Source organism: Sphingomonas sp. AAP5 (assembly GCF_004354345.1).
GTDB classification, from domain to species: Bacteria; Pseudomonadota; Alphaproteobacteria; order Sphingomonadales; family Sphingomonadaceae; genus Sphingomonas; species Sphingomonas glacialis.
Map to the genome: position 1 here is coordinate 1,159,050 of NZ_CP037913.1, position 19,198 is coordinate 1,178,247.

Annotated in this window: 15 protein-coding genes; 7 read left to right on the plus strand and 8 right to left on the minus strand. The window is 67.2% G+C overall.

Annotated features, from left to right (window positions below; genetic code table 11):
• Positions 1–53: 53 nt before the first annotated feature.
• Positions 54–992 (minus strand): DUF808 domain-containing protein, encoded by a 939-nt coding sequence (locus E2E30_RS05330; RefSeq protein ID WP_133187914.1) that lies wholly within the window; start codon positions 990–992, stop codon positions 54–56.
• A gap of 301 nt (positions 993–1,293) precedes the next feature.
• Here E2E30_RS05330 and E2E30_RS05335 point away from each other — a divergent pair, with 301 nt between their 5' ends.
• A complete protein-coding gene (locus tag E2E30_RS05335) occupies positions 1,294–2,556 on the plus strand; it encodes a YihY/virulence factor BrkB family protein (protein ID WP_240699046.1) in 1,263 nt (420 codons plus the stop codon).
• Positions 2,557–2,729: 173 nt separating this feature from the next.
• Here the strand turns inward: E2E30_RS05335 and E2E30_RS05340 are convergent, their stop codons facing one another.
• Positions 2,730–4,388: a M28 family metallopeptidase gene (locus E2E30_RS05340; RefSeq protein ID WP_133187916.1), complete on the minus strand. Its 1,659-nt coding sequence runs from the start codon at positions 4,386–4,388 to the stop codon at positions 2,730–2,732.
• 290 nt (positions 4,389–4,678) lie between these two features.
• On the opposite strand from E2E30_RS05340, the gene E2E30_RS05345 reads away from it, so the two are divergent.
• The 6 genes from E2E30_RS05345 (at position 4,679) to E2E30_RS05370 (ending at position 13,992) form a co-directional block, all read left to right on the plus strand.
• A complete protein-coding gene (locus E2E30_RS05345; protein WP_133187918.1) occupies positions 4,679–7,570 on the plus strand; it encodes a TonB-dependent receptor domain-containing protein in 2,892 nt (963 codons plus the stop codon).
• Positions 7,571–7,639: 69 nt separating this feature from the next.
• Positions 7,640–8,320, plus strand: coding sequence for an ABC transporter ATP-binding protein (locus E2E30_RS05350; protein ID WP_133187920.1), 681 nt, complete (start codon positions 7,640–7,642; stop codon positions 8,318–8,320).
• On the plus strand, positions 8,310–10,838 hold the full coding sequence (locus E2E30_RS05355) for an ABC transporter permease (RefSeq protein WP_133187922.1): 2,529 nt from the start codon (positions 8,310–8,312) through the stop codon (positions 10,836–10,838). The genes E2E30_RS05350 and E2E30_RS05355 overlap by 11 nt, the downstream gene beginning before the upstream one ends.
• On the plus strand, positions 10,838–11,902 hold the full coding sequence (locus tag E2E30_RS05360) for a lipocalin-like domain-containing protein (protein ID WP_133187924.1): 1,065 nt from the start codon (positions 10,838–10,840) through the stop codon (positions 11,900–11,902). Before E2E30_RS05355 ends, E2E30_RS05360 begins: the two co-directional genes overlap by 1 nt.
• Positions 11,903–11,965: 63 nt before the next feature.
• Positions 11,966–12,292 carry a DUF485 domain-containing protein gene (locus E2E30_RS05365; protein WP_133187926.1) on the plus strand — a complete coding sequence of 109 codons (327 nt, stop codon included), beginning with the start codon at positions 11,966–11,968 and terminating at the stop codon, positions 12,290–12,292.
• Positions 12,289–13,992: a cation acetate symporter gene (locus E2E30_RS05370; RefSeq protein WP_133187928.1), complete on the plus strand. Its 1,704-nt coding sequence runs from the start codon at positions 12,289–12,291 to the stop codon at positions 13,990–13,992. The genes E2E30_RS05365 and E2E30_RS05370 overlap by 4 nt, the downstream gene beginning before the upstream one ends.
• 138 nt (positions 13,993–14,130) lie before the next feature.
• On the opposite strand, the gene E2E30_RS05375 is transcribed toward E2E30_RS05370, so the two are convergent.
• The 6 genes from E2E30_RS05375 to E2E30_RS05400 all read right to left on the minus strand — a co-directional run bounded on the left by E2E30_RS05375 (position 14,131) and on the right by E2E30_RS05400 (position 18,932).
• Complete coding sequence (locus E2E30_RS05375) at positions 14,131–14,406, minus strand: HU family DNA-binding protein (protein WP_133187930.1); 276 nt, start codon at positions 14,404–14,406, stop codon at positions 14,131–14,133.
• 189 nt (positions 14,407–14,595) lie between these two features.
• Positions 14,596–15,273 (minus strand): nitroreductase, encoded by a 678-nt coding sequence (locus tag E2E30_RS05380; RefSeq protein ID WP_133187932.1) that lies wholly within the window; start codon positions 15,271–15,273, stop codon positions 14,596–14,598.
• A 118-nt stretch (positions 15,274–15,391) separates the two neighbouring features.
• Entirely contained in the window at positions 15,392–16,783 is a 1,392-nt protein-coding gene (locus E2E30_RS05385; protein WP_133187934.1) for a phospholipase D-like domain-containing protein, read from the minus strand.
• Positions 16,784–16,997: 214 nt separating this feature from the next.
• Positions 16,998–17,204 (minus strand): helix-hairpin-helix domain-containing protein, encoded by a 207-nt coding sequence (locus E2E30_RS05390; protein ID WP_133187936.1) that lies wholly within the window; start codon positions 17,202–17,204, stop codon positions 16,998–17,000.
• Positions 17,201–17,695 carry a nucleoside deaminase gene (locus E2E30_RS05395; RefSeq protein WP_133187938.1) on the minus strand — a complete coding sequence of 165 codons (495 nt, stop codon included), beginning with the start codon at positions 17,693–17,695 and terminating at the stop codon, positions 17,201–17,203. Before E2E30_RS05395 ends, E2E30_RS05390 begins: the two co-directional genes overlap by 4 nt.
• Before the next feature lie 49 nt (positions 17,696–17,744).
• Entirely contained in the window at positions 17,745–18,932 is a 1,188-nt protein-coding gene (locus E2E30_RS05400; protein ID WP_133191942.1) for a DUF2252 family protein, read from the minus strand.
• Positions 18,933–19,198 lie beyond the last annotated feature (266 nt).

Sequence of the window (19,198 nt, forward strand, 5' to 3'; positions counted from 1 at the left end):
GGGGCCGTAACGCGCAACGGTGCGGATCGCTCCGCAAAAAACCGCCGGGCGATCTATGCGTGCCCGCCGCGCAGCCGCGTCACCGCAGAATGCCCGAGCACGATCGCGCCGCCGACGACAAGGCCGACCACCGCCGCGAAGGCAGCGCCCGCGGTCCAGCTCGCCACGCCGCCGATCGCCGGCAGCGCGGCCGCGGCCGTGCTGAAGGCGTGGCTGACATGCGCCGGGCCGCTCACCCCGAAGGTCTCGAGCCCATGCACAAGGATGCCGCCGCCGACCCAGATCATCGCCGCCGTGCCGATGATCGCCAGGACGCGCATCAATATCGGCATGCCGATCACCAATCCGCGGCCGACCGCGCGGGAAACTGCGCCCTCCCGTCTCGCCAGGAACAGGCCGATATCGTCCATCTTCACGATCAGCGCGACCACACCGTAAACCCCGAGCGTGATCGCGACGCTGACCAGCGCCAGCACGATCCCCTGAGTGATGATCGGCGAGGACGCCACTTCGGCGAGCGCGATCGCCATGATTTCGGCCGACAGGATCAAGTCGGTGCGGATCGCGCCCGACACTTTCTGCGCCTCCAGCGTCGCGGCGTCGCCTTCCACCGGTGCGGCTTCCGCCGCATGTCCGCCGAAGATCGCCTCGACGACTTTCTCGGTCCCCTCGTAACACAGATACGCGCCGCCGAGCATCAACAGCGGGGTCACCAGCCACGGCGCGAAGGCGCTCAGCAGCAGCGCCGCCGGAAGCAGGATCAGCAATTTGTTGCGTAGCGACCCGAGCGCGATCTTGCCGATGATCGGCAATTCGCGCTTGGCGGTGAAGCCCGCGACGTAGCGCGGCGTCACCGCGGCATCGTCGACGATCACGCCCATCGCCTTGCTGCCGGCCTTGCCCGTTGCGGCGGCGACGTCGTCGAGCGACGCGGCGGCGAGCTTGGTGATCGCGGCGACATCGTCGAGCAGTGCTACGAGTCCTGACGGCATGGTATTCCCTGTTATTGTCGGGTGATTGTCGAGTGGTTGTCGGTCCGCGAACGCGCGGATGTTCGGGGCGGGGCAAAACCAAGGTGAGGTAACGGTGGGCGAGACGGCAGCTCAGGCGGTGCTAACCGATCGAGGTACGGTGGCTCAACGCGGCAACACGCTTCGTCGTCGCGCAGACATGCAATGTAACGCGCCAGCAATGGTGCGGAAACACAAAGCTGTCGGGAAGCGTGCCGAAATTGTGGCTCCGAGTGGCCCGCGGGAACGCTAGTGGAAGGCAGGTGTTCAGGCACCGCGTCACATGATCGGGCGCTGGAAACGGGCAGAGCTATTGAACGCGCAAGGGCATGACGCCACCACCCCGTGGCAGATGCCACCAAAGGCCTGGCTCAGCGTCGCAAAGCGCACCTGGGCCGAAACGGGGACCGACAATATTGGTCTGATCGCCGCTGGCGTCGCCTTTTACGGCTTTCTCGCGCTCGTGCCGCTGCTCGGCGCGATCGTACTGATCTATGGCATTGCCGCCGAGCCTTCGACCGTGATGCACAACATGAAGCAGTTGATGGCGGTCATGCCCGCCGAAGTTGCCAAGCTGATCGGCGAACAGCTGATGAACGTCGTCAAGACGTCCGACGGCAAGAAGGGCTTCGGCTTGTTGCTCGCGGTCGGTCTCGCGCTGTTTGGCGCGCGCAATGGGGCGGGCGCCGTGATCACCGCGCTCAATGTCGTGTATGAGGAGCAGGAAGCACGCGGTTTCGTACGGCTCAATGTGCTGGCGCTCGGCATCACCGCCGCCGCCGTGCTTGTGGCGATCCTGGCGCTGGTCGCGGTCGCGGCGCTCGGCTATCTCCAGGCGCTGCTTCCGCAGGCGCCCGATGCGGTCGTCGTGCTCGGCAAGCTCGTCGCTTATTTACTGCTGACGCTGGCCGGGGCGGGCGCGGCGGCTACGCTGTACCGCTATGGCCCGTCGCGGCAGAATGCGCGCTGGATGTGGTTGACGCCGGGTTCGCTGTTCGCGGCGCTGATGTGGCTGGCGCTGACGGTCGGTTTCGGCGTCTACGTCGCCAATTTCGGCAATTACAATGCGACCTACGGCTCGCTCGGTACGGTCGTGGTGACGCTGACCTGGCTCTATCTCTCGAGCTACATCCTGTTGTTCGGAGCCGAGCTCAATGCCGAGCTCGAGCATCAGACCGCCACGGATACGACCACCGCCGATGCGCCACTCGGGGCGCGAGGCGCCTGGGTCGCCGATCATGTCGCCGATGACGGTATCCCCGATGCATCGCCCGGGGGCCTGACGACTACCAAACCGAGCGGGGTCGGAGACGTGGTCGCGAGCCGTGGCGCGGTGCTCGCGGCACAGATGATCGGCCTGCCGAAAGTCGGATGGGTGCCATCGGTCGCGGCAACGCTCGGGCTCGCTTTGTTGCGGCGGGGGCGTGGGGTGTCGGGTGTGGCCGTGATCGGTGTTACCGCGGCGACGATGTGGGCTTTGCGCGAACGCCCGGCAGCCCGTTCGCGCGAGCCGGACCCGCCGCAATCCCCGGTGAGCGATCGATAACCGCCTTATCGCCGCATCACTTTGGCCCGCTCGCGAACCGGGCAAGGAAATCGATTAGCGTCGATATTGATGAACCCCGGGGCTCGGGACTGGGTGGCTGACCCGACTGTCCGATGCGGCAGCCGAATACGGACGGCTAATACCGCAGATCACCGGAACGCGGACGTGCTGGCTCAGCGCCGCAGCGTTTCGCTTCGATCGCGCACCGCCTTGAACTCGGATCCGTCCTTCCAGCGTGGCCAGCGCGAGGTGTGGGCGAGTTCGTCGCCGATCTGACCGATCAAGCCGATGTCCTGCACCGCACCGGCGAGGTTCCAGTCGGGGCTCCACTGGTCGCAGGCCTGGTGATAGCATTGCCCGGTATAGGCATCGATCCACGCTTGGCCGGCCTTGACGCCGCCTTGCTTGAGGTCGGTCGCTCCGGCAATTCCCATCATGAGCAACACCGGCACGCCGCGCTTGGCGAAGGAGAAGTGGTCGGCGCGGTAGAACAGCCCGCGTTCGGGCAAGCCTTCTGGCGTGATGCGGCGGCCCTGCGTCGCCGCGACGCGCGCCATATCGTCTTCGAGCGTATCCTGCCCCTTGCCGACCAGCACCACGTCGTTGCCGGCCCCCGCGGTCTGGAGGATGTCGATCGCGAGGTTGGCGACGGTGGTTTCGAGCGGGAAGACGGGGTGGGTGGCGTAATATTCGGACCCGAGCAACCCGCGCTCCTCGGCGGTCCAGGCGGCGAACACGACGCTGCGATCGGGCGCAGGGCCCGCCTTGATCGACCGGGCGATCTCGAGCAGCCCGGCGACGCCGAGCGCATCGTCGTTGGCGCCGGCGCGATAGACGCGGCCCTGCGCATCGGGCGGACCCTTGCCGTACGCATCCCAGTGCGCCCCGAACATCACGCTTTCCTGCGGGCGCTTCGTCCCGGCGATCCGCGCGAGCACGTTGTGGCTGTCGACCCGCTCGTGGGTGACGGGGATGCTCGCATCGAGCGTCACGCCGGGCAGCGGCACCGGTCGGAAACCCGGGGTTCGGGCGGTGACTTCGAGCGCGGCGAGATCTAGCCCTGCCGCGGTGAAGAGCGCGCTGGCGGCATCGCCGGCGATCCAGCCTTGCAAGCGTAGGCTGGTAACGTCCTCGGGCTTGCGCGCGATGTCGTAATTCTCGCCGCCCGGGCTGATAACGACGTTCCAGCCATATCCGGCGCCTGCGGTCTCATGCACGATCAGCGCACCGATCGCTCCGCGCCGCGCGGCTTCCTCGAACTTGTAGGTCCAGCGCCCGTAATAGGTCATCGTGCGGTCGCCGAACTTGCCCGCCGCAGGATCGCCCGGCTTGGCGGCGAAATCGGGATCGTTGACGAGGAACACGAGCACCTTGCCCTTCACGTCGACGCCCTTGAAATCGTCCCAGCCACGCTCGGGCGCGGTGACGCCGTAGCCGACGAAGACCAGCGGGGCCTTGGCGATCGTGGAGACATCGTCGGGGCGGATGGTCGAGACATAGACCGAATGCGATTGTTCGAGTGCGACCGCTGCCTTGGGGGTGTTGAAGCGCAGCACGCTCGGCGTTCCAAGCCGTGTGTGAAGCAACGGCACCGTCTGCACCCATTGTCCGTTGGGCCCACCGGGCTCGAGACCAAGCGCCTGGAAGCGCGCGATGAGATAGCCGACCGTCCGGTCTTCCCCCGCGGTCCCGGGCGCGCGGCCCTCGAACGTGTCCGACGCGAGCGTCTTGACCGTTTCGGTCAAGCGGGCGGGGTCGATTGTCTGCTTGGCAAAAGCGGGGGTGGCGCTCGCGAGGAGCGCGGCGAGCAAAGCGAGGGTGCGGAGCGACATCGCCGCACTGTATCGCGCGCCTCTCGCAGCGCAACTGCGCGACGCTCGACCGTATGCGCCGTACCGACAAGAACGGATCCGCGTTGCACGGGACAGAGGAAGCGCGCGCTGCGCCGGTATGACCTTCGCCAGAGTCACCACCCGTAACGACTGTCTCTCATTTATCACAATATCGGGCGAAAAGGCCGATACGGGCAGATTGCGCCTTGCCACCCCACGACAGATTGTTTCAGTTTCGTCGCATAGATCCGGAGAGGATGTCGCGAAGACGACAAGCGGGGGATCGAATCATGCAAAAGTTGACGTCGCGATACTATGCAAGTGGTGCCATGCTCGCACTCGCTGCGGGGCTGGCGGTCGGACCGGCATCGGCGCAGACCGTGCCGGACAGCGCAGCGTCGGCGTCCGATCAGGACATCGTCGTCACCGGATCGCGCATCCGCCGCAGTCCGCTCGACCAGGACAAGCCGGTCATCACCGTCGATCAGACCGCGATCGCGCGGACCGGCCTCAGTTCGGTCGCCGACGTGCTGCAACGCTTGCCGAGCGCGGGCGGTGGTCTCAACACCAAGGTCAACAATGCCGGCAATATCGGCGGCCCGCCCGATGGCACCGGCGTGAGCTCGGGCGCGGCGGAGATCGACTTGCGCTATCTCGGCGCGAAGCGGACGCTCGTGCTCGTCGATGGCCTGCGCTACGTCAACGGATCGTCAGCGGGGGGCATCCCGGCGTCGGTCGATCTCAATGAAATCCCGATGAATTCGATCGAGCGGATCGAAGTGCTCCAATCGGGCGCTTCGCCGCTCTACGGCACCGATGCTGTGGCGGGTGTGGTCAACATCATCACCAAGCAGAACCAGAAGGGTCTGCGGGCCAACGCCCAGTTCGGCACCTTCCGCCAGGGCGACGGCCACACGCAGAATTACGAGCTGAGCTACGGCATCCAGAAGCCCGAAAGCGGGACGTCGGTCGTGCTCGGCGGCTATTACACCAAGCAGGAAGCGGTCAGCACCGCCAACCGCGCGATTTCGCAATTTCCGTCGGCGGGTGCCGTCTCCTGCGCCGACCCGGCCTTTGCCGCGAGCGGCGGGGTGGGATGCAGCGGTTCGCCGCCACTCGGACGCTACCGGGTGCTTGGCCAGAACCTGACGCTCAAGGCGCCGGTGATTGGCCGCACCGCGACACTTTCCGATTTCAAGACCTTCACCGATGCCGACCGCTTCAACTTCGCGCCGTTCAACTATCTGCTGACGCCGTCCGAGCGCTACGGCGGCTTCCTCAATTTCAAGCAGGCGCTGAGCGATGCGGTCAACATGCGCGTCAAGTTGGTGTACAACCACCGGCATTCGCGGACCCAAGCGGCGTTCCTTCCACTCGTGATCGGACCGGGGGCTGGCAACGGCAATCTGCTCGACCGGATCTCGGTCGATGCGAGCAACCCGTTCAACCCGTTCGGCGTCACGCTTTCATCGGGCGTCAACCTAGACGGTACGCCGTCGGGGCGCCCGGCGAACTACGTTGCGATCAACCGGCGTTTCGTCGAGGGCGGCCAGCGCGTCTTCACACAGGACGTCGATACCTTCTCGGGCACGGTGACGCTCGACGGCTCGTTCCACATTGGCGACCATAAATGGTTCTGGGACGCGAACGCGGTTTACGGGCTCAACGACGCGCACCAGCTCTTCACCGGCAACGTCAACGCCGCCAAGCTCGCGCAAGCGCTCGGGCCGGTGTCGCAATGCACCGGGGCGTGCGTACCGTTCAACATCTTCGGCGGCGCCGCGGTCGGCGGGGCGGGGTCGATCACCCCGGCGATGCTGTCCTTCGTGACCTTCGACCAGCGCGACAAGAGCCAGCAGGAGCTCAACGATTTCAGCGCCAATCTGTCGGGTGCGCTGTTCACGCTCCCTGCGGGCGATGTCGGCGTGGCGATCGGCTATGAGCATCGCGACCAAGGCGCGAGCTACGATCCTGATCCCGTGATCGTTGCCGGGCTAGGCGCCGACGTCCCGACTCAGCCAAGCCGCGGCCGCTTCAACGTCGATGAGATTTACGGCGAGCTGCGCGTGCCGATCCTCTCCAACACGCCGTTCTTCCAGAAGCTCGAATTCGACGGTGCGGTGCGCCATTCGAACTATTCGACCTTCGGCAGCAACACCGTGTTCACCGCATCGGGCTTGTGGAAGCCGACGGCAGACCTGCTGTTGCGCGGCGGCTATGCCGAGAGCCTTCGCGCACCGAGCATCGGCGAGCTCTACGCCGGCGCGTCGCGATCCGACCAGACGATCCAGGATCCGTGCACCAGCGGGCTCGGCGGATCGTTCCAGACGAACGCTACCGTCAAGGCGAACTGCATCGCCAACGGCGTGCCCGCAAACGGCAGCTATGCCGAGCCCGCCGGGCAGATCGGCGTGTTCTCCGGGGGTAACGTCAAGCTCAAGCCCGAGACCGCGGTGACCTGGACCGCGGGCGGGGTGTACAGCCCGTCCTGGGCGCGGGGCGGCATCGCCAGCGTGCTCAGCCTCGAGGTCAATTACTACGCGATCAGCTTGAGCAACGCGATCGACTCGGCGCCCGCGTCGCTGATCCTGTCGCGTTGCGCGTTCAATGCCGATGCGGCGAGCTGTGCGCTCGTCAAGCGCACGACCGTGGGCACGATCGCATCGGTGGGGGCTGTCTTGCAGAACCTCAACTCGATCAAGACCGACGGGCTCGACGGCACGTTCCTCTACCGCACGCCGCAGATCCACGGCGGAACGGCCGGGCTCAGCGTCAACGCCGCGTACCTGCTGAAGTATGACGCGCTGCTGCCGACCGGCCTGCAGCAATGCGTCGGGAAAGAGCGCTGCCTCTCGGTCGATCAGGCGTTCCCGCGCTTCAAGCTCAATGCGACGGTCGATTTTGCGACGCCTGCGTTCGGGGCGTCGTTCACCGGTCGCTACATCAGCGCGGTGACCGAGAACAATGCGACCAAGCACCGGATGGCGCCGACCTTCTACGGCGATATCCAGCTGTATCTGTCGCCCGCGTGGATGCAGAAGTTCAAGCTCGTTGCCGGCGTGAACAACGTCTTCAACAAGCAGCCGCCGGTCTGCATCACGTGCGACGGCGCGAACTTCGATGCGACGACCTACGATGTCCCCGGCCAGTTCGGCTATCTGCGGCTGTCGTACGGCTTCTGAGTCTCGGTTCGACGACTGACCGAACAGGATTGACCTTGTCGCCGCCCTGGCAAGCGGCGACAAGGGCGGATGGCCCATCCTGTTCTGCTGACGGTGCGCGCGCTCGCGAAAAGCGTTCCCGGACCGCGATCGCTGTTTCATGCGCTCGATCTCGAGGTGGCGGCGGGGGAGATCGTCGCGATCACCGGCGAATCGGGGGTCGGCAAATCGACGTTGCTCAATATCCTCGCCGGGCTCGACGATGCCGAGTCCGGCGAAGTGACGATCGAGGGTGTCGTGCTCGGCACACTTGGGGAGACGGCGCGCACGCGGTTGCGGCGCGAGCGGATCGGCTTCGTCTTCCAGGCCTTCCACATCCTGCCCTATCTGACCTTGCGCCAGAACGTCGCCTTGCCGCTCGCGTTGGTGTCGGCTGACGGCGCGGCGGCGCAGGCCGAGGCGGAGGCGATGCTCGTCGCGGTCGGGCTTGGCGGGCGCGGCGAAGGCTATGCACGCGATCTGTCGGGGGGAGAGTTGCAGCGCGTCGCGATCGCGCGTGCGTTCGTCCACCGCCCGGCACTGATCCTCGCCGACGAGCCGACCGGCAACCTCGATCCCGAGACCGCTTCGCGCGTCCTGACGCTCTTCGCCAATGCTGCGCGAGACCGCGGCGCGGCGGCGGTGATGGTCACGCATTCCGATGCCACTGCTGCGATCGCCGACCGCGTGCTGACGCTCACCGCCGAGGGGCTGGTCGCGCGTGCGCGCTGAGCCCGGCCTGTGGTCGGGACGGCTGGCGCTCGGCTGGCTGATCGGCGGCGAGTGGCGCTTTCACCCGGCGCGTTTCCTCGTCACCGCGCTGGCGATCGCGGTGGGGGTTGCGCTCGGCTTTGCGGTGCACCTCGTCAATGGTTCGGCGCTGGCGTCGTTCGACAGCGCGGTACGCGGGGTCAATGGCAGCGCCGACCTGAGTGTCAAGGCGACGAGCCGGCTCGGCTTCGACGAACGTCTCTACCCGCGCGTCGCCAGCGCGACGGGCGTCGTGGACGCAAGTCCGGTCGTCCAGCTCGACGCGCGGATCGGGACGGCACGCATGACGCTGCTCGGGCTCGACATTCTCCGCGCCGCAGCGGTGACGCCGACGCTGATCGGGGTTGGTACGCAAGCGGCGAATGGGGTCGGCGGCGATGTCTTCGACGAAGCGAGCGTGTTCCTGTCGCGCACTGCGCTCGAGCGGAGCGGGGCAAGACTGGGTGCGGTCGTCACGGTCGAGGCGAACGGACGCGCGGTCCCGCTGCGGATTGCGGGAACGCTGCCGGGAGTGGCCGACGGCAGCGCGGTCGCGGTGGTCGACATCGCCGCCGCGCAGTGGAAGTTCGACCGGATCGGTCGGCTCGATCGGCTCGACGTGGCGGTGGCGGATCGCGCCGCGGCGGAAGGTGCGCTCGCCAAGCTCCTGCCGGGCGACACCGTCGTCTCGTCCGCGCAGGCGCAGAGTTCGCAGGGCGACGCGCTGTCGCGCGCGTACCGCGTCAATCTCGACATGCTCGCGCTCGTTGCGCTGCTGACCGGCGGGTTCCTCGTCTATTCGGCGCAGTCGCTGTCGGTCGTCAGACGCCAGCGCGCGTTCGCACTGCTGCGCACGCTCGGCATGCCGCGCGGCGGGGTGATCGCCGCGGTCGTCGCCGAGGGCGTGGCGATCGGCGTGATCGGATCGGGCCTCGGGCTGGCGGCAGGCTATGGCCTCGCCTGGGCCGCGGTGCAGTGGCTCGGCGGCGATCTGGGCGCCGGCTATTTTCGCGGGGCCGGGGCAGGGGTGGTGTTCCAGCCCTGGGCCGCGCTCGGCTTTTTCGCGATCGGCCTGCTTGCGGCGATCGTCGGGAGCGCGGTGCCGGCGCGGCTGGCGGCGCGCGCGGCGCCTGCCGCGGCGCTCAAGAACGCCGGCGATGTGCTCGATCCGCGGCAGCGCGTGGCGTGGTGGCCCGCCGCGCTGTTGCTGCTGACGGGGGGCGCGGTGTCGCTGCTGCCGCCTATCGCGCACTTGCCGCTATTCGGCTTTGTCGGGATGGCGCTGTTGCTCGCCGGGGGCATAGCGGGGGTGCCGTGGTTCGCCCGCGCGCTGCTCGCGCCGCTCGCCGCGCGCGCGATCGGAACCGTCCCGCGCCAGCTCGCGATCCGGCATTTGCACGGTGCGCCGGGCGAGGCCGCCACCGCGCTGTGCGGCATCGTCGCCTCGACTGCGCTGATGATCGCGATGGCGACGATGGTGACGAGCTTCCGCGGCGCGGTCGACGACTGGCTCGGCGATGTGCTCAGCGCCGATCTCTACATGCGCACCAATGCCGGCGCGAGCTTCGACCCCGCAACGCGCGCGACGCTCGCCGCGACGCCGGGCGTTGCGCGTCTCGCCTTCGGGCGACAGCTCCAGCTGACGATCGCGCCCGATCGTCCCCCGATCGCGCTTGTCGCGCGGCCAAGGCCCGACGCCGGGGATCGGCAGTTGGTGCTGATCGCGCGCGCCGACGCACTTCCGGCGGGTGTTCCACCGATATGGGTGTCGGAACCGGCGGAGCGGCTTTACGGCTGGCACCCCGGCGCCGTGATCCGCTTGCCGATCGGCGGTGGCACGCGCTTTGCGGTCGCGGGAGTGTGGCGCGACTATGCCCGCCAAGGCGGGGCGGTGCTGATCGATGCGGCGGCGTATCAGCGCTTGACCGGTGACACAGGGCGCGACGAGGCGTCGGTCACACTCGAGCCGGGCAGCGACGCCGCGGCGGTTACGCAACGGCTGCGCGCGCGGCTGAGCCCGGCGCTCAGCGATCAAGTCGACATCACGCAGCCGGCGACGCTGCGCCGCTTCGCGCTGACGCTGTTCGACCGGAGCTTTGCCGTGACCTATCTGCTCGAGGCGATTGCGATCCTGGTCGGGCTGGCGGGCGTGGCGGCGACGATGTCGGCGCAGACGCTGGCGCGCGAACGCGAGTTCGGGATGCTCCGCCATCTCGGCCTCACGCGGCGTCAGCTCGGGGCGATGCTCGCGACCGAGGGGGCGATCGTCGGGCTGACGGGTGCGCTGGCGGGGATCGGGCTCGGCCTCGTGCTGTCGCAGGTGCTGATCCATGTCATCAACCCGCAATCGTTCAACTGGACGATGGCGACGCGCGTGCCCGTCGGGACGCTGGTCGCTGTGGCCGCCGCGCTCACCGGGGCGGCGGCGGTGACCGCGCTGCTGGCAGGGCGACGCGCGACCTCGCGCAGCGCGGTGCAATCGGTACGGGAGGATTGGTGATGCGCGTCTCCCCGTTCATGGCAATCCTCGCCGCGGCGAGCCTGACCGCGTCCGCGCCGGCGCCCTATCCCGTGGTCAAGCCCGGCATCACGCTGCGCTTCCCGCGCGATCACGGTGCGCATCCGCAGTTCCGCACCGAATGGTGGTACGTCACGGGCTGGCTGCGCACCGCCGACGGCGCCGATCTCGGCTTCCAGGTCACGTTCTTCCGCACGCGGCCGCCGGTCGATCCGGCCAATCCGAGCCGCTTTGCCGCCGGGCAAGTGCTCTTCGCGCATGCCGCGCTGTCCGACCCGCGGATCGGGCGCTTGCTCCACGGCGAGCGCTCCGCCCGCGCCGGGTTTGGCCTTGCAGGTGCAAGCCCCGCCGATGCCGATGTCACGATCCGCGACTGGCGGCTGCGCCGGAGCGCCGACGGGCATTGGGCGACGCAGGTGGCTGCGCGCGACTTCGCGCTTGCGCTCGCCTTCGCGCCGACCCAGCCGCCGCTGCCGCAGGGCGCGGGGGGCTATAGCCGGAAGGGCCCGGAACCTGGTGCAGCGAGCTATTATTATTCGATCCCGCACCTCAAGGTCTCGGGCCAGGTGCGGCGCGGCGACAAGTCGGTCGCGGTGACCGGCGAGGCGTGGCTCGATCGCGAATGGTCGTCCAACTATCTGCAGGGCGAGGCGCAGGGCTGGGACTGGACCGGCCTCAACTTCGACGACGGCAGCGCGCTGATGGCGTTCCGCATCCGGCGCAAGACGGGCGGCACGCTATGGGCGGGGGGATCGCTGCGCCGCGCCGACGGCACGACGGTCGTACTCGCGCCGGGCGACGTGGCGTTCCGCCCGGTGGCACGGTGGCGCAGCCCGGTGACGGGCGCGGTCTATCCGGTGGCGCAGGAGCTCAGCGTGCGGTTGCCCGACGGCGTGCACCGCTGGCCGCTCACCCCGCTGTTCGCGGCGCAGGAACTCGACGCGCGGCGCAGCGGTCTGCCGGTCTATTGGGAGGGCGCGGTGCGGACGACGGGCGGGCGCGGCTATCTCGAGCTGACGGGCTATGACCGCGCACTGAAGATGTGACGTCTTGGCGGTTTACGCCTTAAGGTGCGTTGCCAAGCGCCGCATCCTTGTGGATGATGCGCCATGCCCCCATCACCCCAATCCGACGCCGCGCTCGAAGCGCGCATTGCCGCCGACCCGCGATACGCCGCGCTCGTGCGCGACCGGCAGCGCTTTTCGTGGACGCTCACTGCGATCACCGTGATCGTCTATAGCAGCTTCATTTCGCTGATCGCGTTCGACAAGCCGCTGATGGCGCAGCCGATCGGCGGCGGAACGATCAGCCTCGCGGTGGTGCTCGGCGCGGCGATGTTGATCGGCACGGTGGCGATTTGCGCGGTCTATGTCCGGCGCGCGAACGGCGAATACGACGCACGGCTCGCCGAGCTGCTCGCGAGCGTCGCCGCGTGACGCGCAACCTGTGGTGGACCGCCGGCCTGCTTGCGTTGCTCGGCTGGACGACCGGCGCGACCGCGGCGATCGGCGGCGCGATCCAGCGCCAGCCGACGAACTGGACCGCGATCCTGATGTTCGCAGGGTTTGTCGGGATCACGCTGTTCATCACCGGCGCGGCGGCCCGGCGGACTCGGACGGTCTCCGATTTCTATACCGGCGGCGGCATCACCGGCTTCCAGAACGGCCTGGCGATGGCGGGGGACTATTGCTCGGCGGCGTCGTTTCTGGGGATCACGTCGCAGATCTTCAACGATGGCTATGACGGGCTGATCTACGCGATCGGCTTCCTCGTCGGCTGGCCGATCGTGTTGTTCCTGGTGGCCGAGAAGCTGCGCAACCTCGGCCAATTCACCTTCGCCGACGTCGCCTCGTACCGCTTCCTCCAGGGCCCGGTGCGCAGCTTTGCGGCGCTGAGCACGCTGCTCGTCGTCTCCTTCTATCTCATCGCGCAGATGGTCGGGGCGGGGCAGCTCGTCCAGCTGCTGTTCGGTCTGCCGTATCTCTATGCGATCACCGTCGTCGGCGGGTTGATGATGATCTACGTCCTGTTCGGCGGGATGCGCGCGACGTCGTGGGTGCAGATCATCAAGGCGGTGATGCTGCTATGCGGTGCGAGCTTCCTCGTGCTCGGCGTGATGGCGCATGTAGGCTTCTCGTTCGAGACGCTGTTCGCCCGCGCCGTCGCGATCAAGACGCGGTTGGCACTCGAAAGCGGCCTTTCGCCCGCCGATGCGGCGGCCAAGGGGCGTGCGATCATGGGGCCGGGCGGATTCATCAAGGATCCGATCTCGGCGCTGTCGTTCGGCTTTGCGCTGATGCTCGGCACTGCCGGGCTGCCGCACATCCTGATGCGCTTCTTCACCGTTCCCGACGCGCGCGAGGCGCGCAAGTCGATCATGTGGGCGACCGTCTGGATCGGCTATTTCTACGCGCTCACCTTCGTCCTCGGATTCGGCGCGATCGTGATGATCTCGTTCAACCCGGACTATGTCGGCGTGGACGGGCTCTTGCGCGGCGGCAACAACATGGCGGTGATGCACCTCGCGCATGCGATCGGCGGGAATCTGTTCCTCGGCTTCATCTCGGCGGTCGCTTTCGCGACGATCCTCGCGGTGGTGGCGGGGCTGACGCTATCGGCGGCGTCGGCGATCTCGCACGACATCTATGCGAGCGTGCTCCGCAAGGGCGATGCCGATCCGGTCAAGGAATTGCGCGTGTCGCGGATCACGACGATCCTGCTCGGGATCTCGGCGATCATCCTCGGCGTCGTGTTCGAAAAGCAGAACGTCGCGTTCATGGTCAGCCTCGCCTTCGCGCTCGCCGCGTCAGGCAACTTCCCGGTGCTGGTGATGTCGCTGCTGTGGAAGGGCTGCACCACCAAGGGCGCGGCATGGGGCGGCGCGATCGGCCTGCTCGCGGCGTTCGGCCTGACGGTCGTGTCGCCGGTGATCTGGGTGGCGGTGTTCGGGTTCGATCACGCGATCTTCCCGTACAGCTCGCCGGCGTTGTTCTCGGTGCCGGCCGGGTTCTTCGCGATCTGGTTGATTTCGACGCTCGACCGATCACCGCGCGCGGCGATCGACCGGGCGGCTTATCCAGCGCAGCGCCTGCGGTCCGAAACCGGCATCGGCGTCCACGACTCGGTCGCGCACTGAGCGGAAGGGACGCGCCGCCGGTTTGGTAGCGAGCGGTGCGCAAGCGGGGGTGCTGCAAGTCGCGGAGCGTGGTGCCGCCGCGACTTGCAGCCCATTCGCGCATCGGGATCCGGTCGGGTCCCGATGCGCGCCGATGGATCAGCCGTTCAGCGCATCCTTGAGCGCCTTGGCGGGCGCGAAGCCGAGCTTCTTCGACGCTGCGATCTGGATCGTCTCGCCGTTCGAAGGGTTGCGGCCTTCGCGTGCGGGGCTGTCCTTGACCTTGAACTTGCCGAACCCGGCAAGCGCGATTTCTTCACCGGCCTGCGCCGCTTCGGTGATCGCTGCGAAGACGCTATCGACGATCGCCTTGGCGTCGGTCTTGGGGATGCCGTGTGCGGTGGCGATTTTTTCGTTCAGGTCGGCATTGTTCATGAGACATGTCCTGCAGAAGAAAGGGAGCCGGCGCCCTAACGAGCGATCCGCGCCATGACCAGTGGGTGTGTGACGGACAGCGCCCGGATTCGGTGCGGTTTGTGCGCAAAATCGGTGGATGCGAGGCGCAAAGACCGCAAATGCGGGGTTAACTGCGGGCCGTGGGCGCCGCGGCCGGCCGAGCGCGGCTCACTCCCCGAATCCGACGAAAACCGCGGCGTCCGCGACCGATCGGCGCTCGGAGACGACGGCGTTCGCGGGGAATTCGGCGTCGGGCCAGCCCAGAGCGATGCTCTTCATGATGACCTGATCGTCGGGGATCCCGGCATGTTCGCGAACGACCGGCGATTGCATGATCCCCTGACTGTTGATCACCGTGCCGAGCCCGCGCGACCAGGCGGCGTTGACCAGCGCGGTCGCGACAGCGCCACAGTCGAACGCGGTGTCGTCGCTTTCCGCGAGGTCGCGATCGTAGGTGATGATGACGCAAATCGGCGCGTCGAACTGCCGAAAGCCGCGCATCACCCAGTCCTGCCGCGCATCTTTGTCGTCGCGAGCGATGCCCATCGCGGCGAAGAGCTGCTTGGCGACGCCGATCTGGCGATCGCGATGCGGGCCGGCGAACGCGGTCCCGGTGCGGAATTCGCGCGATTGCGGGATGCCTGCCATCATCCGTTCGGTGTTGCCGGCGCGGATCGCATCGAGCGCGCTGCCGCCGATGACGTAGAAATGATACGGCTGGGTGTTCATCGACGAGGGCGCACGCATCGCCAGCGTCAGGATCTCCTCGATCAGCGCGCGCGGCACCGGGTCGGGGCGATAGCCGCGGATGCTGCGCCGTCCGAGGATCACATCGTCAAAGTCCATGGGAGCTCCTTTTCGGGGGATGGCGACGCCGCGTCACGCGCTAAGATCTCGCGCCACGCTGCAAGCAGGGCCGAAGCCCCAGGTACGGGAAGCGCCAGCCGGGAAACCGCATGCCCCATCACCCGAACGGATGGCGAAGCCGACGAAAAAGTCCGCGCTTGGCGACGCTTTCGAAGATTTCGGACGGGTTTTCTGGGTCGAGCACCTCATTGTCGGCGAGCCAAGCTTCGACCTCGCTGAGATCGGGGATTTCGTACGGCCGCAGCGATCGGCCCGTGCCGCGCAGCGCCTCGATCGTCGCGATCAGCGAGCCGCTCGAGTCGATCTGCGCGGCAACCGTGGCGACTGACACGCCGAGATGCTCCGCGATGAGGCCATCGCGGATCGCGCGAATGGCATCGGCGCCTTCGTCGCCGGCGTCGATCGTCACGTCGCATTCGGTGTCGAGGCCAAGCGAGCGATTGTTCATGTTCGCTGATCCGATCCGGAGCATACGCCCATCGACGATCATCACCTTGGCGTGGACATAGATCGGCGTGCCCTTCTCGGTGAACGGATGGTACAGCCGGAGCCGGCCGTGGGGGTCGCGCTGCTTCAGCGCAGCGACGAGGCGCGCGCGCGCCGTGTCCATCGCGAGTGGCTCGAGCCAGCCCTGGGCGTGCTCGGGATTGATGATCACGATTTCGGGACCGTCGGCTTCGGCCAGCCGCGCTGCGATTGCCTCGGCGATCTTGCGCGACGCGAAATACTGGCTTTCGGCATAGATCGAGACCTTTGCCGAAGCGATCTGCGCGACGAACAAATGCTCGATCTCGCGAATTTCTGGGCAGTCGGGCATGTCGGGCGAAGTTCGGGCAATCCCGACCTGAACCTGCTCGAACTCGGTTGCCAGCCCCTTGGGCCAGCAGCGCCCCGGCGTATCGGCCGCCTCGACCGGGTCGAGCGGGTGCCCGCCGGCATGTTCCCAGCGATCGCGGGCGAGCTCGCCCAGCGCCGCCGCAACGGGGCCCTGCAACGCGGTCGTCGCATCGTGCCAGGGCGTATAGGGTTTGCCATTGGCCAGCACACGGCGTGGCTCGACATCGCGGTGATGCCGCGTGTCCCACCGCTCGCTCGTCATGTCGATCCCGCCGCAGAATGCGAAACAATCGTCGATCACGACGATCTTCTGGTGGTGCGAACCGCCGGTCGGGTGGAAACTGTCGAGCTTGGTATGGATCCGCGGATGCTGCATCCACCGCGCCAGCGTGAGGATGTTCGAGCCGCGCACGAGCGTCTTGAGCGCGCCGACGTCCCACCGCAGCAGGAAGATCTCGAGCTCGGGATTGCGCTCGGCGAGCCAATAGATGAAGTCGCCGACCGCCTCCGGCTCGCCGGCTTCACGGTCAGATCCGACGAGGTGGATGCGTGCGTCGAAATCCCAGCCGATCAGCATGATCCGACGACGCGCCTGAAGCATCGCCAGCCGGGCGTTCTTGAAATAGTCGTCGGCGTCGATGAGCACGCTCATCCGGGTTGCCTCAGCGACGCGCCAGAATGCGTTGTTGTCCAAGCCCACGCGATGTCTTCCCAATTGCGTCGTGTAACGATCCGTCCAAAGGCTGATTGGCCAAGGTCGGCTCCACACGCAATCGCTTCTTATCAGACTCGCGTCACGCAGCCCTAAAGGTCTTGTGGCAGCTCGCTCAGAAATGCCGGGCTGAATCGCTGTCGGCTACGGCGATTCAGTCGCCGCCAACCGTCAGAGCCGGCTTGCTTGCATCGGCCTTGCCGGTGAGGCCCGGCACCTCGTCGAGTTGGCGCAGATCGGTAAATCGACCACGCTCGCCGCGATAGCGCACGATCTCGAATCCGTGGCCTTGCAATCCCGGCACTTGGTCGAGTTCCTGGGCGCTGGCGGTATTCACGTCGATGAGGGGCACCGTGCTCATAGATTTGCCTGCTCGTCCTCGGGGAGGGTCGCGTCGGGTCCGTAATAGAGGGTAGCGCATTCGTCGGCGAGGCAGCCGCCCTCGATCGTGATGTCGTCGCGATAGGCATCTTGGATGAAGCCCAGCGTATCGACGTGGCGCGCCTCGAAATACATCGGGTGGACATCGTCCCGGCCCGCCCCGAAGACGACGCGCCCGACCTTCGACCAGATCGAGGCCATCGTGCACATGCCGCACGGCTGCAGCGTCGAATACAGCGTCGCGCCGCGCAGTTCGAGTTCGCCCGTGTCTTCGCAGGCTCGGCGGATCGCCATCATTTCCGCATGTGCGGTCGCATCGGGCAGTTCGTGCGTCTGGTTGCGCTCGGCTGCGATGACCTTGCCATCAAGCACGATTACGCACCCGAGCGGCGAGGTTGACGGGTCCGAACCCTTCGACCGCGCGACCTCGATCGCCATGCGCATATACATCTCATCGTCATTCGCGTGCATCGGAATCTCCTTGGTGAAGGCGCAACGCACATCGCGCGAAATCGACGCGTCAGGCGGCGAGCGCATAGCGACGGCAATGGTCGAGATAGCCCGCCTCATGGCTGCCAGCGAGCGATACGACGCTTTCCCAGAGCCACGACGGCGTGTCGATCGCACCGCGACGGTCGGCCTCGAGCACGGTGATCCACGCCTCGCGCGTCGCGCTGTCCATTTGCCGGGCGTGCGCCTTGCCGACGACGAAGGCGAGATAGCGCGCCGAGCGAACGGCTTCTGCATGGTTGAACTGGTCGACCTCGAGCTTGAGATCCTGCGGCGCCAGTTCGCGGATGAACAGCGACCGGCCGAGCATGCGAACCGCCTTCATCCGGGTGCCCAGATGCGGCGAGAGCGCGCGCGCCGCGGCGACGACGCGGTCGCCATTGTCCGCTGGCATGGCCGCGTCGGCGGCGGCGGGTGCGATCGGCGCGGTTGCTTCCTTCAAATCGACCAGCGCGTACGACCAGCGCCCCTTGCTCGTCTTCATCCCGACGATCGCGGCATAGCGGAGCAGCCCGAGCGAACTGCAGCCCTTCATCCAATATGCGGCATCGACCAGGCGCACTTCGCGATCGGCGGGCTTGCCCTTCATCGACAAGATGAGGTGCGCGACGGCAGGATCGGCGAAGAGCTGTTCGAGCGCGGCACGCTCGTCTGCCGCCAGCGCCCAGAACTTCTTGCCGAGCGGGATGCGCGGCTCGATCGCTTCGAGCCGCTCCTTGGCGAGATGCCGCCAGCGCCGGCCCAGCGCCGCACGCTTGATGCTGCGGACGACCTCGGGCTCGACGCCCGGGTCGCCGCTGGTCGGATCGTGAATGGCGGCGGCATAGCCATCGATCATTTCTTCCATCATCCGGGCGGTGGTGACGCCGGGCAGATCCGACCCGCGCGCAGCAGTCGCCAGGGACAGGCCAAGCCGGATGAGATCATGCGCGGGATTGCCGATGACGGCCTGATCCAAGTCGCGGATCTGGATCTCGACTCGCCCGTCGCCATTGGCGAGGGGGCCGAGATTGCCGAGATGGCAGTCGCCGCAAATCCAGATCGCCGGACCTTCGGGCACGCGGCGCGCGGCAGGCGAGCCCGCGAGCCATTCGTAGAATTTGGCGGTGTTTCCGCGAACATAGGCGTGCGCCGAGCGCGCCATCTTCAGTGTGCGTGTGGCTTCGAGAACGGCGGTACGGTCGGTAGGCAGGGGCATCGTCAGGCGGACCTCGGTGAGTGGCGATCGCATCAACGCGCATCGGCCGCATTTGTAACGCAGTGTTGCGGAAGTGTTGGGACGCCGGGGAAATCGTCAGAAATCGGTCCGCGACGCGCGCGTCGAGCGGGGCGATGCAGCCAGGCCGCAGCTTCGGCATCGAAACGCCGCGGGGACGGGGGGACACCGCCGCGGACCGATCCGCGCCCGCGTAAAAGATCGCTCCGCCAAGGCTTCCCGATTGCCCTTTGTCTGCGCATAGTGTG